A 13329-nucleotide genomic window follows, 5' to 3' on the forward strand; every position below is an offset into this window, starting at 1 on the left:
CCGCCCACCGCGTCCCCGGAGAGAGCGCCATGACCACCACCGCTGCTGCCGCCACCACCGCCTCGACGATCGTGCCGATGCGCCCCGAGCACGCCGACCGGGTGCTCGCGATCTACCAACTCGGCATCGACACCGGGGACGCCACGTTCCAGGAGAGCGCGCCGGAGTGGGTGGAATTCGACGCGGGCAAACTGCCCGACCACCGCTTCGTCGCGCTCGACGAGGGGACCGGCGCGGTACTGGGGTGGGTGGCCGCGAGCGAGACCTCCAAGCGCGCGGTCTATCGCGGTGTGGTGGAGACCTCGATCTACGTCCACCCCGACGCGTCGGGCCGGGGGGTGGGTCGTGCCCTGCTCGCCGCCCAGATCGCCTCCACCGAGGCAGCAGGCATTTGGACCATCCAGGCCGGCGTCTTCCCGGAGAACACCGGCAGCCTCGCCCTGCACACGGCGCTCGGCTTCCGTACCATCGGCACCCGGGAGCGCGTCGGCCGCCATCTCGGCCAGTGGCGCGACGTCACTCTCCTCGAACGCCGCAGCCCGACGGTGGGTTGACCACGCCGTCCCGGATCAGGGGCGCCAAGCAGCCCTCATCAGCCGCACCCCGTGTCCGACCGTCGACGCCCGGCCCTCACAGAAATGCCCGGTGTTCACCTGCTCTTCCGGGAGTGTGAGGGCAGCTATCACTTCGATGAGAAGCGGCAGCAGGTTGAGCGAGAACGCTGCGCAAGCGAACTTCCCGGCCCGACCCGAGAGCGACGAAAAGCCGCGCCACCGCGCGACCGCCCACAACCCGAGCCACAACACGGCCACGGTAACCCCGCAGGCAAGAGAGCCATACGCCCCGATCACCTCTCGATCGGCAACCGGCAACCACCCACAGGCGGCCCGCATTTCCCGATCCCGCCGAGCCCAGGCATCACTCTCGACCTTGACCAAGGGAATCGATGCCAACGCGATCACCAGTACAGCCCACGCGGTCCAACGCCACGCCCTCGGCGGAACGGGGCCGACTGCCGGTTGTTCGATGAGCCGGCCTCCCTCGTTCAGTACCAATTCGGCTTCACTCGAACGACGCGGACGGTCTGCGTACCTTCCGCCTTGATTTCTCCCGGCATGCGGCCGTCGAGGCTGACGTTTTGGCGAGGATCGGTGTGTTGGGTGTAGCGAATGTCGCCGTCCGGTGTCACCGCGGTCACGATGGCGGCGTGGTGTGGTTCGCCGGGTTTGTGATCCGGGCTCGGACCGGACTGGTCGAGAAAGATGATGTCCCCGGGGCGGACTTCGGACCTCGGGATGTCCTCGCTGCCGTTTTCCAACAGGAAATTTTGCAGCTTTCCCGCATTCATCCAGGTCGCGGAGTGCGTGATGTTGTTGTTGACCTTGTCGTCCAGCCACCCCCAGCCCGTATGCAGGTTACCGCCCCGCCCCCAGACGTCGTCGCCTCCGCCCTGGATTCCGAAGGGGCCGATCTTGTACTTGAGGCCGCCTTTTTCCAACGCTTCGGAGACGAAGTTCGTGCAGTTGTTCGCGAAGATGTCCCCCTCGGTGTTGTCCCAGTTCGCCAACGCCCACTCCACCGCCGCGACCCGATCGAACTTCCCGTCCGGGCCGCGCATTTCATCCGCGACGGACTTCGGCAGGCCGGCCAACTTGGAAAGCGTCACCGGATCGGACAACATCAGTGTGTGCTGCTGTTCGGGGGTCAGACCCGCCCACCAGCTCCGGACGAACGCCGGTTCCATGTTCACCGGGATATCACCGCCGAGCATGGCCAGTTCGATGCTCGACGCCTCGCCCTGAAGGCCTGTCAGAGCCTGCGTCGGATCCGCTACTCCCGTTTGCGCCGCCAGTTTGTCCAGCTCCGGTGCGGCCAGTTCGTCGGCCTGGGTAGCCGCGCGCAGTGCCTGGGCGACCAGGGCGGCTATCTCCTCCATCTTGGCCGCGCGGGCGGGGAGGTCGAACTCCTGTTGGCGTACGTCCTCCGGGGTGGCGTGGGCCGGCGTCGGATTCGGGTCCTCCACCGCCCCCGTCGCCGATATCCGCAAGCCGGCCGCGCTCGCCATCGCCTCGGCGCCGGCCAACGTGCGCTGGGCCTGGTCGATCGAGGTGACCAGGCCCTCGACGATCATCGTGGCGCCCTTCATGATGTCGGCGCCTGCCTCCAGCCGGTCCGCGAGCGAGGCGATCCGTTGTGCGGCCCCTTGGCCGACGGCGTCGGTCCAGTGTTTGTCGAGCGGGGCCACCCCCTGCGAGCGCAGGTCTTGAGCGGCGGTCATGGTGAAGTGAGAGGCCTCGGTCCACTCGTGTGCGGCGGTTCGCCACTTGCCGAGGTCGGTCGCGCGTAACTGCCCGACGTCCATGTCATGCCCGACCGAGGTTGTTCAGTCCGGTCGACAGCCGTTTGGCGATCTCGCCGTCCGCCCAATCGTATTGATCTGCGGTGGCGCGGACGTTCTCGCCGAGTTGCCCCATCTCGTCCGCCAGTGTGCCGAGGTGTCGCTGCCACGCGGCTCCGCAGTTGCCGAGTGCGGTGGCCGACAACCAACCCGGCTCGCCGGTGCCGATTGCGACGCTCGTCCATAACGCGGTATCGAGGTGCTTCTTGACCTGGCCGGACAGGCCGAGCACCGTGTCCCCACTTGCGCCGGTCGCGGTCGGATCGATCCCTATGTCCATTTCCACCCGAACGTACCTCCCCCTGGCGAGTTCCGGCTCACGAAGCTAGTGGAGTCGGGAAGGCGGGAGAGGCCGGGTGAGTGCGCGGGCGCCGTCCTTGACGCACTTATGGGGATCCCTCTACCTCCGCTATGCAAAGTAGCCGGAATGTCACCCTCCGTATGTGTTCGCGACTATCCGACGGTGCGTCAGATCCCGTGTCCGGTATGCCTTGACCTCTGTGACGACCGGTGAATAATCAGAATCGGTTGTACTGATCAAGGATGTGGAAGTTCGGCTTGGGGTGGGCCGGCCCGGTGCGCGGCGAACACACCTCGCGGCGGGCCGTCCGCCCGGAACGAGGAGACGGTACATGCGCGCGATCCTGCACACCGCCACGGGCGCCGAGATCCGGGACGATGTCACCGTACGTGACCCGGAGGCCGGTGAGGTCCTGGTACGGATCGTCGCGACCGGGGTCTGCCACAGCGACGTGAGCGTGCTGGAGGGCGTCATCGAGTGGCCCACGCCGTCCGTACTCGGGCACGAGGGCGCCGGCATCGTGGAGAAGGTCGGCGCGGGAGTCGGGTCGGTGGCACCCGGCGACCACGTGGTGATCACCACGATCGCGGCATGCGGGATGTGTCGGCACTGCCAGACCGGACACCCCAACCGTTGTCGCCAGACGCTGGGCAACCGGGGCACGCCGTTCGCGATCGGCGACGAGCCGGTGTGGAACTTCGCCGGCGCGTCCACCTTCGCCGAGCTGACCCTGGTCAAGGAGATCCAGTGCGTGAGCATCCCCAAGGATGTGCCGCTGACCTCCGCGTGCCTGGTCCCGTGCGGCGTGGTCACCGGCGCGGGTGCGGTGCTCAACCGGGCGAACGTACTGCCCGGCCAGACCGCGGCCGTGATCGGCCTCGGCGGGGTCGGCCTGTCCGCCGTCCAGGCACTTCGGCTCAAGGGCGCCGGCCGCGTGGTCGGCATCGACACCGTGCCCGGCAAGTTCGAGTTGGCCGGCAAGTTCGGCGCGACCGACTTCGTCAAGTCCGGGAAGGGTGTGGACGTCGCGGACGAGATCCGCACCCTCTTCCCGTACAGCGACGAGGTCAAGGTCGGCGTCTTCGGCGCGGGCGGAGTGGACTGGATCTTCGAGTGCACCGGCATCCCGGCCGTACTGGAGAACGCCATGGAGGCGCTGGACTGGGGTGGCACGCTGGTCGCCGTCGGCCAGCCCGCGCAGACCGCGACCGCCAACATCCGGATCGCCAACCTGCTCCAATGCGACCGGGGCATCCTGGGCACGCGCGCCGGCGGCGTGCGTCCGCACGAGGACATCCGGACGATCGTCGAGCTGTACCGCCAGGGCAAGTTCGACCTGGATGCCCTGGTTTCCAAGGTCTATCCGGCCGACGGCTTCCACGACGTGCTCGACGACATGCACAACGGACGGATCGCGCGCGGCGTCATCGCGTTCTGAGGCCCGCCGGACCGGACCGCCCGGCCGGATCGCCGATCCGACCGGCCCGCCCGCCGGAAGCGGATCGCCGATCCGGCCGGCCGCCCGAGAGGACCGCCCCACGCATGACGGACGACACCCGATCCGGTACGGGCGCACCCGGGTCCGCATCCGCGCCCGCCGCCGGCAACTGGGGCCGCTGGGGCGGCGAGGACGAACGCGGGGCGCTCAACCTGATCGAGCCCGCCGGCGTCCGGGACGCCGCGCACGAGATCCGGACCGGGCGGTCGTACTCGCTCGCCCTGCCCATCGTGCGCGACAACCAACCCGCCTTCGACTTCCGGGGCACACCGCAGCGGCTGACGCTCGTCAGTCAGACCGACGCGATGTACGAGGGGTTCGAGGGTGGCGACGACGTCGGCTCGAACGAGGACGTGCTGATCATCCCGTCGCACAACCTCACGCACATGGACGCCCTGTGCCACGTGCAGGCCAAAGGGCGGTTCTACAACGGCTTCCCGGCCGACAGCTTCCGCTCGCACACCGGTGCCGGGCGCTGCGGGATCGACAAGCTCGGCGCGTTCGCGACCCGGGCGGTGCTGCTCGACCTGCCGCGCCACTTCGATACGCCGTACCTGGAGGGCGGATACAAGATCACCGGCGCCGACCTGGCCGGGTGCGCCGAGCAGCAGGGCGTCGAGGTGCGCTCCGGCGACGCGTTGCTGGTCCGCACCGGCTACCTGGACGAGTACCGGGCCACGGTCGCGGCGGGCCGCGAACCCTCGTTCGCGCAGCCCGGTCTGTCGCTCGACGCGGTGGAGTACATCCGCGCCCACGACATCAGCGTCGTCGGCGCGGACAACAGCGCGATCGAGTGCATTCCGTTCGACGATCGGTTTCTGTCGGTACACATCGCGTTGCTCGTCGAATCCGGTGTCCCGCTTCTCGAACACCTGTGGTTGAGCGAGCTTGCCGAGGCGATGGCGGAAGCCGGCGCCTATTCGTGTCTGTTGTGTGTGGCCCCGCTTCCGGTCACGGGCGCGACAGGCAGCCCCATCAATCCGGTTGCCATTGTCTGATCGTCTGACGACTGACATAGTCCATGGGCAGGTCGTCTCGGTCTCGTTTCCTCCGTCGGGACCGAGGCGACCGCTTAGGCAGGCCGCTCGGCCGCGGATATCAATCACGTGTGATCACACATGATCGCGAGTGCGTCGCGTACCGCCGTGCACCGCAGACCCCGCCGCGCGGATCTTCCGGGATCCGAAGCCCCGTTCGCGCGCCCATCAATGGGACCTCTGGTCGTGTTGTGCGACGGGTTCGGAATGCGATCCGAGTTATGCACGTTATCGCACAGTATTAAATTGACGCAGTCAAGGACTGCTATCATGGTCGGGTGAACTCCACCGAAAACGTCGAAGCGATCCAGCGGGCGCTGGAGGCCCTGCTTCGGCGCCACGCCAGCCGCCGAGTGTACGCGGGCCAGGCCGCCGCGGCGGGCGCGACCATCTCGCAGCCCGCCTATGTGCTGCTGCGCCGCATCGAGAAGCAAGGCCCGCTCCCGATGGGGGAGTTGGCGCGCATGACGAATATGGACCCGGGCGCCACCGCGCGCCAGGTGGGTCAACTGGAGCGGGAGGGCTACGTGCGGCGTTCGCCCAGCCCGGACGACGGGCGGGTCAGCCTCGTCTCGCTCACGCCGCGCGGCGACTCGGTCCGGCGCCGGCTCAACGACGTCATGGATCGGCGGATGAGCGAGATGCTCGACCGCTGGAGCGACACGGACCGCGAGACGTTCGCCACGCTGCTGCAACGATTCGTCGAGGAGATGGCCCAGGGCGAGATTCCCGCAGCCGTCGAGGACCCCGCCGTCTGAGCCGTCCGAGCGCGCGGTCGGCGCCTTCGGGCAAGGCGCCTGACTATTCGTCATACCCCAAACTGCCAGGGCCTCTTGTCGACCGTCGTCGACAAGAGGCCCTGGCAATTGTGCGCATCACCCGCATCCACCACTGTGCGGCTCACCTGCACGGTCACCGATTTATCGGTGTCCTATCCCTTATCCGATTCGTGCCACGCCAAGCCGGAGAAGTTGAGGATTCCGCCGCCTGTCCGACGCCGAATCCCGCCGCTCGACTTCACATTCGTAACCTCGACCGCCCGTTCCTGCGGCGATTGAGGGTGGGGATCGGCTCAGTCGGTGGCCTTGGGGTGGACGCTACCCGCATAGGTGATCCAGGCGATGCCGTTGACGTCGTCGAGCAGATACCAGATGCGTCCGTCGCCGGTGACCTCGTATTGCCAACGTTCCAGTTCCTGGCCTTTGAAGGTGCAGATGCCGAGCTTTCCCTTGAGACGGTGCTGACGGTGGGGGTTGTCGACGGCGCGGGGGGCGGCTCGGATCTTCTCGGACGCGCGGCGCAGGTTGCCCGCCGCCTGGCGGCCCAAGTGCTCCCAGCCGTCGGCTGCCTCCGTGTTGGCGAAACGAAGGTCGTACTCGTCGCCGATAGGGGGTGGCGCGGCCCGGTCTCCGCGCTTTGGGCTCACTCAGCAGCCTCGGGCATGGGGACCGATCCGAGGTCGCCATCCGGCTCGCGGGTGAGGATGTCGAGCAGCGCGGGATCAGCGTAGATCTCGGCGCTGTGCCGCCACTGGGTGAGTAGGAGCGCGATCGGGGCGAGGTTGTCCAGGGCCACCGCGCCGCGCGCCGTGTCCACCAGTTCGGACAGCAGGGTGTCTATGTCATCGGCGGGCAGGAATGTGCTCCATGGCAGGGCCTCGGGCAGTACCTGGCGCAAGGCGGCGATGTTCTCGGTCCGCACCAGCCCGGCCAGCAGGCGTGAGGCGAAATCCATGACCGAGGTGTCTTGCTCCATCTGGTCGACGCGCATCAGGGCGAGATCTCCTGCATCGCGTCGCCGCAGTCGTAGCGCACGCACGGAATCCAGCCTGCGGGTGGTCGCGGCGGGGTGGTGGAGCAGCTCGCTGAAGGGCACGTCCTCATAAGCCGTTGGCATGACATCCACAGTAGCTCGGATGTTGGACTTCTGTGGTGAAGCGGACCCGATGCGACCGTGCATCCTCAAGCCCTGGTGCCCCGTGCCCTCCCATGCCGGAGGGCACGGGGCCTTCAAAGCTTTCGGTCAGCCGCGTGGTAAGCGCTCGACCTCGTAGCTCCAGCGTGTGCTATTTCCCGGCTCGGAACGGAAGCGGAGGATCCGTTCGATGCATTACCGGGCCCAGCCGGCAGTCGGCCCGCTCCAGGTCCGCCAGCAGCGCGAACCACGCGGGGCCGGTCGGTGGTTGGACGATCGCCAACGTGCCCTTGTCCACGGCCCACATCTCCATGAGCGTGCCATCGGGCCGCTTCGTCGCGTCTTTCGCCCCGACGTACGCAACGCGCCCGTGCAGTACCGGAGGAGGAGGTCGGAGAATGACCAAGTCTTGGACGTGGCAGACGAATTCGATGCCCGTCCGCAGGCGGAGGTAGACCTGACGACCCAGCACATCCATGAGTACGCCCTCACGACCCGAGTACGCGTCCCGACACCACGCGTGCCGGTAGCACTCGAAGAACGCGCGGCCCATGTCGAGGTCCTCCTGCGTACTCCCCGAAGGCCACTCCCGGGTGGTCATCGCGTGCCCCGCCCGCCCGAGTGCAGCGCGCGAAACCGCACCGACAACCGCCAGGCCCGCCACAGCCGACGCGGACGCAGGCGCCCAAGCAGCGTCGGGCGCGGGGCGAGCGAGGGAGTGTCGACGCTCGACCCGTCGGCCGGCTTCCGGGCGGGCAGGTACAGCTGTTCGTGCTGCCGATCGGTATCCACGGCCAATGCGCGAGCCGAGCTTCGTCGGGTCCATCCGATGCGATCTGTCATCGTGGTGACGTGTCCTTTCCAGTTGGGGCACGCAGGGGGCGAGACGCTGTCCAGGCATTTCCTCGCCCCCTGCCATCCATCTTTCGTCGTGCCGTCGTTCGACCACGGAACGAATGCGCCGACTCCCTCACCCCGCACGGTCGGTCGGGGAGGGGGTTCGGGTTCAGCCTTGGCACACGCGGGAGTTCATCGCGCGCCGGAGTGACACTTTCGGTTGCAGTGGGTGGTGATTCGGCCACTCTGTGGTCAAGGATCGGCCAATCGGCCTAGCCTTTGAAGAAGCCCACCGTTGCGGATGCAATTGGAACGAAAGAGGGGTACGCGCGTGCGATTCAGGGAGCGTCGGACCGATCCGACAAACGGATCACCGCGTCAACGCGTGGCCGCTCAGATTCGCGAGCACCGCATGCGAGCCGGCATGTCCGTAACGGAGTTGGCCGACGTCGTGGGCTACAGCAAGGCGTCGATGAGCCGCTTCGAGACCTGCGACAGTCCGGTTCCCGAAGAACTGTGCCCGAAGCTCGATGCCGCGTTCGGAACGAACGGGCTGTTCACCGCTCTGTTCGAGATGCTGCGCGGCGTGCGGTTCCCGGATCGGTATTTGGAATACATGGGTCTGGAGAACGACGCCTTGGGCTTGAGGGAGTGGGCAGGGTTCCGTATTCCCGGGCTGCTCCAGACTCCGGCCTACGCGCGAGCGGTCTTTCGGGAAGCGGACCGGGGGGCAGCCGACGAAGAGATCGAAGCCCGTGTCGCTGCCCGGATGGGCCGACGCGCAATCTTCGACAGAACCCCGAGCCCGTACTTCACGGCGATCCTTGACGAGTCGGTCCTACGCCGCTGGATCGGAGGGCCGGTAGTCATGGCGGAACAACTCGCCGCCCTCTTGCCGATGATGGATCACGAGCACGGCACCGCCCGGGTACTGCCCCTCTGTCGTGGGGGACTTGGCCTGAGCGAGGCAACGCAGATCGTGATCGAGTTGGAGGATGGCACGTCGCTGATCTACGTGGAAGGCAGCGCGAGCGGGCAGATCGTCGAGGATCCGGACATCGTCACCACGCGCAAGCGGGCCTACGATCGGGTGAGTGCCTACGCCCTGTCCCCGAGGGAATCGGCAACCATGATCCGTGCGGCAATCAAGGAGTACGAGGCATGCACACAACCCCCGACCTGAGCGCCGCTGCCTGGCGTAAGTCGAGTTACAGCAACGACGATCAAGGTGCGTGCGTCGAGGTCTCCGACGACTTCCCCAGTGTCGTCCCCGTCCGAGACAGCAAGGACCCGAGCATCGGGTACCTGGTCGTGCCCGGCGCCTCCTGGGCTGCGCTCACGGCGTCGTTGCGCGGCTAAGGCAAGTGCCCTGCCCCGTCGCCCGATTCGATGGGTGACGGGGCGTCGCATCGGGTGTGGTTCGGGCGTTACGCCAGGCCGGAGAAGTCGAGGTTGCCGACCGTCAGGCCGGCGTTGAAGCCGCCGTCCAGGTTGATGTTGACGCCGTTGAGGAAGCCGGACGCGTCCGAGCCCAGGAACGCGAGCGCGAGGGCGACGTCGCGGCCGGTGGCGAGTCGGCCGTTGCCCTGGGAGACGTTCCAGTCGATCACCTTGTCGGAGATCGTCTTGCGGAAGTCCGGCAGCAGCGGGGTGTCGATCGGCGACGGGCACACGCTGTTGATCCGCAGGCCCTTTGCGGAGGCCGTGCGGGCGTAGTGCATCGTGTAAACCTGGACGAGTTCCTTGCTGTAGCTGTAGGCGTCACTGCCGAGTTCGTTGCTCGCGAGCCATTCCTGCGCGGCGTCCCAGTCCTCGATCGCGATCAGTTGCTTGATCGCCTCCAGGTGGGACGGCCACGAAATGCCCGCGATCGACGCGGTGTTCACGATCGCCGCGCCCTCGGGCAGCGCTTCCTTGGCCACGAGCGCCTCGGTCAACCGGCGCAGCGAGAGGTAGTTGATCGCGAACACGGTGGGCGCGGGCAGGGTGCCGGCCACGCCCGCGTTGTTGAACAGGGCGTGCACCGGGCCCTCGATCGCGGCGACGGCGGCGTCCACGGAGGCGGGGTCCGACAGGTCGGTCCGGATGAACGTCTGCGCCGACCCGGTCGGCTCCTTGAGGTCGAGCACGGTGACGTGCTCGGCGCCCTGCTCGGCCAACACCTCGACCAGGGCGGCCCCCACACCCGAGAAGCCCCCCGTAACGACAACGCGCTTGCCTTCGAACCCGAACGGGTTGGTCATGGTGAAGTCCCCCTCGTGACAGTGGTTGATCAGACCCTAGGGATCGCTCCTTGATCTGGTCAACAATCTGCTCCGCCGCCACCTCCGCGTCGGAAATCGAAGGCATCGTCGGGCCGGGTCGTCCGCCCGAAACTTTCGCTTGATCTTGTCAAGGAAGCGCCCTACTGTCCCAGAGTGATCCGATTTGCCATCCGCGACGGCGTCGCCGTCGTCACGCTCGACCGACCCGACCGCCTCAACGTGTTCTCCGGGGGAATGGGCCGCGCGTTGGGCGACGCCTACGCGCGGTGCGATGCGGACGACGAGGTGCGGGCGGTGGTGCTGACCGGCGCGGGGCGGGCGTTCTGCGCGGGCGCCGACATGTCGCCGGCAGCGGACACGTTCGCGGGACCGGGACCGGGGCCGGAGTCGGGACCGGGAGTGGCGCCGGCATCGGGGCCCGGGCCTGGGCCGGCGTCGGAACCCCGAGCGCGGGCCTTCAGCGCATCGCCGGTACAGCCGCCCGCCTGGGCGGTGCGCAAGCCGGTGATCGCGGCGATCAACGGGCACGCGATCGGCATCGGGTTCACCCTGGCGATGCAGTGCGACATCCGGATCGTGGCCGAGGACGCCAAGCTGGCGATTCCCCAGGTCCGGCGCGGCATGGTGCCCGACGCTCAGTCGCACTGGACGGTGCCGGCCGCCACATCGCGGGCGGTGGCCGCCGACATCCTGCTCACCGGGCGGACGTTCCGCGGGGGTGAGGCGCTCGCGCTGGGGCTCGCGTCGCGTGCGCTGCCCGCGGCCGAGGTGCTGCCCGCCGCGCTGGAGATCGCCCACGACATCGCCACCAACGTCCACCCGGTATCGGCCGCGCTGACCAAGCGGTTGCTGTGGGCGGACGCCGGCCCGGAGGAGGTGGAACGGCTGGAAACCGCGTACCACCGCATCCTGATGGGCACCGAAGACGCGCGCGAGGGCCCGCGCGCCTGGTCGGAACGGCGCGCGCCGCGCTGGACCGGCACGGTCACCGGCGCGTGGGACCGTGTACGCGAAGCGGAATCCGCGGAATCCTCTGTACAGGAGAACAAGTGACGCCCCCTCAGCTCGATGTCATGGCAGCCGGCCTCACTCTACGCGGCATGCAACGCGCCGCAGCCGCCACCGAGCGGGCCGGCTTCGACGGGCTATGGCTCACCGAAGGTGGTCGCACCGCGTACACCGCCGCGACCGCCGCGGCGCTGGCGACCGAGAGCCTGACCGTCGGCACGGGCATCGCGGTCGCGTTCGCGCGCAGTCCGATGGTCACCGCGTCGGCGGCCTGGGAACTGTCCGAGGCCACCGGCGGCCGATTCGTACTGGGCCTGGGCACCCAGGTGCGCCCGCACATCGAGCGGCGCTACTCGGCCGAGTTCGACCGGCCGGGGCCGCGACTGCGCGAGTACGTCGGCGCGTTGCGGGCGATCTGGGCGGCCTTCCGGGGCGAGGAACGACTGCGCTTCAAGGGCGACTTCTATCAGTTCACGCTGATGACGCCGGAGTGGACGCCGGGCGGTTCGATCGCCGACCCGCCGATCTACCTGGCCGGGGTCAACCCGTGGATGTTGCGGATGATCGGCGAGGTGGCGGACGGCCTGCACATCCACCCGCTGCACAGCGTGCGCTATATCCGGGACGTGGTCCGTCCCGAACTCGCCGCCGGCGGCGCGGCCGAGGACTTCGCGCTGGTCTGCCCGGTGATGACCGCGACCGGCGACACCGAGGAGGAGATCGAGGCCGAACGCGCCAAGCTGCGCTTGCGGCTGGCCTTCTACGGCTCGACGCCCGGCTACGCCAAAGTCTTCGAAACCCACGGCTGGGACGACCTCCAGCCCCGCCTGCACCGCCTCTTCGGCGCCAAGGACCGCGCCGGCATGGCCGCCGCGATCGACGACGAGGTGCTGGACACGCTGACGGTGAGTGCCCCGTGGGACGGCTTGGCGGAGGCGTTGATGAACCGATACCGCGGGGTCGCCACGCGCGTCGTCGCCTACTCGGCGGTGAGCACCTGGCGCGAGGACACCGAGGCGATCGAACGCTGGACGGAGGTCGCCGCAGCCTTCCACGAACTGGGTTGAGGGGTATAGGGGTTGAGGGCGCGGGCGTGGGTGACTTCGGCAACGGCGGGGCCCCTATGCGTTTGGTCGGCGTGGCGGGGGACTTCGTCAGGGGGTGAGGATTGCGGCATGACGACGTGGTTTCGCACCTACTTCGAGGACGAAGATCTGTGGCTGTACTTCGAGGCCGACGACGAGGGCTGGGCGACGCGTCAGGTCGCGACCCGAGGGGCGGACGCGCAACCGGTGACGGCCGCTTCCCTGGAGGAAGTCCTACATCTGCGCGACAACGCCGACCGGGCCGCGATGGGTGGCTGTGAAAGGCAGTCCGGTGTGCTCTCCGAAGGCAACCCGGACGGCCGGCAGGACCAGCCCCGGGCTGCCGAGATCTCCGCCGAGGAGTTCGAGCGCTTGTGGGCCGGGGCCGACAAACCCTTGCGGCTTGATCGGTCGTGGAGGTCTCGAACCGGATCGCGGCGAAACCTGGGGAGTCGCGGGCTCACGTGACCTGCGGTTTTGCCGGGGCTGGGCAAGTGCGGGGGAGCCGAGCGTTGGTTTCGTGCACTTCAGGTGTGACTCACCGCTCCACCCGATCGAATCCCGTCGAGGGAGTCGGAACCCGGACCCCGACGCACTCGTCTCGCTCCGCGCTCGACCCGACCTGCGGCTTTCGAGCCCGGCGAAGCAGTAACGCCCAACCGCATCCTGCTTCGTGACGCCTCGTCACCCCGAACGGCCCACCGCCGGCCGAAACGCCCCGGCCCACTCGCGCACCCCACTCGCCCGGCCGACCCAACCCGCCGCCCGCCCCTTCCTCCCGCCGCCGGCGCCCCTTCTGCCGACCGGCATCCCATCTCGCCGGGAAACCCAAGTCCCGCGACGACGGGCGGCCCCGGATCCGACTCGGCTTCGCCGTGCACCCGACCCCACCCACGCCCCAGGACCGCGACGACACCCCCGCTCCCGACCGTGCCCGCGACCGCGCACCTGGCCGCGGCCGCCCCCGACCTCGCCCGTGTACCCGGC

16 protein-coding genes are annotated in these 13329 nt (G+C 68.4%); 9 read left to right on the forward strand and 7 right to left on the reverse strand.

Going from position 1 to position 13329, the window contains the following annotated elements:
* Positions 1-29: 29 nt before the first annotated feature.
* Positions 30-554, forward strand: coding sequence for an N-acetyltransferase family protein (locus tag ABZS54_RS11340; RefSeq protein WP_355533563.1), 525 nt, complete (start codon positions 30-32; stop codon positions 552-554).
* A gap of 15 nt (positions 555-569) precedes the next feature.
* Here ABZS54_RS11340 and ABZS54_RS11345 read toward each other — a convergent pair whose 3' ends face one another.
* The 3 genes from ABZS54_RS11345 to ABZS54_RS11355 form a co-directional block, all read right to left on the reverse strand.
* On the reverse strand, positions 570-962 hold the full coding sequence (locus ABZS54_RS11345) for a hypothetical protein (RefSeq protein ID WP_355533565.1): 393 nt from the start codon (positions 960-962) through the stop codon (positions 570-572).
* Positions 963-1045: 83 nt separating this feature from the next.
* Positions 1046-2131, reverse strand: a complete 1086-nt coding sequence (locus tag ABZS54_RS11350) for an amidase domain-containing protein (RefSeq protein WP_355533567.1) — start codon at positions 2129-2131, stop codon at positions 1046-1048.
* Positions 2132-2363: 232 nt separating this feature from the next.
* Positions 2364-2678: a type VII secretion target gene (locus tag ABZS54_RS11355; protein ID WP_355533594.1), complete on the reverse strand. Its 315-nt coding sequence runs from the start codon at positions 2676-2678 to the stop codon at positions 2364-2366.
* 352 nt (positions 2679-3030) lie between these two features.
* Between ABZS54_RS11355 and ABZS54_RS11360 the strand changes: the two genes are divergently transcribed.
* The 3 genes from ABZS54_RS11360 to ABZS54_RS11370 all read left to right on the forward strand — a co-directional run bounded on the left by ABZS54_RS11360 (position 3031) and on the right by ABZS54_RS11370 (position 5992).
* Complete coding sequence (locus ABZS54_RS11360; protein ID WP_355533569.1) at positions 3031-4137, forward strand: alcohol dehydrogenase catalytic domain-containing protein; 1107 nt, start codon at positions 3031-3033, stop codon at positions 4135-4137.
* Between the two features lie 104 nt (positions 4138-4241).
* Positions 4242-5195: a cyclase family protein gene (locus tag ABZS54_RS11365; protein WP_355533571.1), complete on the forward strand. Its 954-nt coding sequence runs from the start codon at positions 4242-4244 to the stop codon at positions 5193-5195.
* Positions 5196-5512: 317 nt separating this feature from the next.
* Positions 5513-5992, forward strand: a complete 480-nt coding sequence (locus tag ABZS54_RS11370) for a MarR family transcriptional regulator (protein WP_020555350.1) — start codon at positions 5513-5515, stop codon at positions 5990-5992.
* A gap of 314 nt (positions 5993-6306) precedes the next feature.
* Here the strand turns inward: ABZS54_RS11370 and ABZS54_RS11375 are convergent, their stop codons facing one another.
* The 3 genes from ABZS54_RS11375 to ABZS54_RS11385 form a co-directional block, all read right to left on the reverse strand.
* Entirely contained in the window at positions 6307-6660 is a 354-nt protein-coding gene (locus tag ABZS54_RS11375; RefSeq protein WP_355533573.1) for a hypothetical protein, read from the reverse strand.
* Entirely contained in the window at positions 6657-7130 is a 474-nt protein-coding gene (locus tag ABZS54_RS11380) for a hypothetical protein (RefSeq protein ID WP_355533575.1), read from the reverse strand. The genes ABZS54_RS11375 and ABZS54_RS11380 overlap by 4 nt, the downstream gene beginning before the upstream one ends.
* Before the next feature lie 169 nt (positions 7131-7299).
* Positions 7300-7749 (reverse strand): hypothetical protein, encoded by a 450-nt coding sequence (locus ABZS54_RS11385; protein WP_355533577.1) that lies wholly within the window; start codon positions 7747-7749, stop codon positions 7300-7302.
* A gap of 621 nt (positions 7750-8370) precedes the next feature.
* Between ABZS54_RS11385 and ABZS54_RS11390 the strand changes: the two genes are divergently transcribed.
* The gene (locus ABZS54_RS11390; protein ID WP_355533579.1) at positions 8371-9168 is read left to right on the forward strand and encodes a helix-turn-helix transcriptional regulator; all 798 of its coding nucleotides are present in this window, start codon (positions 8371-8373) and stop codon (positions 9166-9168) included.
* Positions 9147-9344, forward strand: a complete 198-nt coding sequence (locus ABZS54_RS11395) for a DUF397 domain-containing protein (RefSeq protein WP_355533581.1) — start codon at positions 9147-9149, stop codon at positions 9342-9344. Before ABZS54_RS11390 ends, ABZS54_RS11395 begins: the two co-directional genes overlap by 22 nt.
* Positions 9345-9412: 68 nt before the next feature.
* Here ABZS54_RS11395 and ABZS54_RS11400 read toward each other — a convergent pair whose 3' ends face one another.
* A complete protein-coding gene (locus tag ABZS54_RS11400) occupies positions 9413-10228 on the reverse strand; it encodes a coniferyl-alcohol dehydrogenase (protein WP_355533583.1) in 816 nt (271 codons plus the stop codon).
* A gap of 174 nt (positions 10229-10402) precedes the next feature.
* Between ABZS54_RS11400 and ABZS54_RS11405 the strand changes: the two genes are divergently transcribed.
* The 3 genes from ABZS54_RS11405 to ABZS54_RS11415 all read left to right on the forward strand — a co-directional run bounded on the left by ABZS54_RS11405 (position 10403) and on the right by ABZS54_RS11415 (position 12810).
* Positions 10403-11302: an enoyl-CoA hydratase-related protein gene (locus ABZS54_RS11405; protein WP_355533585.1), complete on the forward strand. Its 900-nt coding sequence runs from the start codon at positions 10403-10405 to the stop codon at positions 11300-11302.
* A complete protein-coding gene (locus ABZS54_RS11410; protein WP_355533587.1) occupies positions 11299-12324 on the forward strand; it encodes a TIGR03617 family F420-dependent LLM class oxidoreductase in 1026 nt (341 codons plus the stop codon). The genes ABZS54_RS11405 and ABZS54_RS11410 overlap by 4 nt, the downstream gene beginning before the upstream one ends.
* 108 nt (positions 12325-12432) lie before the next feature.
* Positions 12433-12810: a hypothetical protein gene (locus ABZS54_RS11415; protein ID WP_355533589.1), complete on the forward strand. Its 378-nt coding sequence runs from the start codon at positions 12433-12435 to the stop codon at positions 12808-12810.
* Positions 12811-13329: the final 519 nt, after the last annotated feature.

Origin of the sequence: Embleya sp. NPDC005575, assembly GCF_040605455.1 — a bacterium.
Classification (GTDB): Bacteria; Actinomycetota; Actinomycetes; order Streptomycetales; family Streptomycetaceae; genus Embleya.